This window comes from Enterococcus canintestini (assembly GCF_001885735.1).
Taxonomy (GTDB): Bacteria; Bacillota; Bacilli; order Lactobacillales; family Enterococcaceae; genus Enterococcus_C; species Enterococcus_C canintestini.
This window is the reverse complement of sequence record NZ_JXKG01000057.1, coordinates 1-779: the sequence shown is the minus strand read 5'-3', so window position 1 is coordinate 779 and position 779 is coordinate 1. Positions and strand designations below refer to the sequence as shown.

1 protein-coding gene and 1 pseudogene are annotated in these 779 nt (G+C 37.0%); both read right to left on the bottom strand.

Features of this window, described 5'->3' with window-relative positions:
* Nucleotides 1-473 (bottom strand): PTS sugar transporter subunit IIB (locus RU96_RS12645; protein WP_071865813.1); only part of this gene is annotated, 473 nt, incomplete at its 3' end.
* Between the two features lie 3 nt (nt 474-476).
* Nucleotides 477-779: pseudogene (locus tag RU96_RS12640) on the bottom strand (beta-galactosidase); the annotation flags it as partial.

Sequence of the window (779 nt, the reverse complement as noted above, 5' to 3'; positions counted from 1 at the left end):
ATTAACAACGACATAAAGTCGTCTGCTTTATCACTTGGGACCATTTGTGCAATTAAATGAACGCCTCTGTCATTCAATTGTTTAAAAACTTCTACATCCTGATCCACAACATTAATCGATTTCGTAATCGATCGCGTCTCAGAAGTTTGAGACATGTTCCCTACATTAATCTCTTTTATTGGAACTCCTAACTCTATCAATTTTAATAATCTGTCTGGTTTCCGCGCAACAATCAGTAAACGCTGAGAGTCATATTTACCAGCCAAAATATTTTGCGCAGCTTTTTCAATAGGTAAAACGCTTAGTTTTACCCCGGCCGGGGTTGCCAATTTCAACCCGCTTTTTTCAATATCATTTTGAGCCACTTCATCATCCACAACCATAATTCGAGAAATATTCAATTTTGTTGCCCACAAATTAGCTACTTGTCCGTGAATTAAACGTCCGTCAATTCTTACCCCGATAATACTCATGATCTATCCCTCTCTCATTTCTTTATATACTGGTGCTTTTACTAAGTTTATTTCTGGTTGATAGGTCCCTTCTGTCTCGAAAATAACAATTTCATTCCTACCGACGTTTAGAAACCCACTAGGAATGTACAGAGAAAGCGTTGGTCCTACTTCCCAAAAACGACCAATATTGGTCTGATTAACAAATACCACCCCTTTACCAAATTTACTTAAATCAATAAAACAATCCTCTACTTCATCCAGATTAAATTCATACCGATAGAAACTTGGTTGCATTGGTTGCCAGTCTTTTGAATAATCAACAGT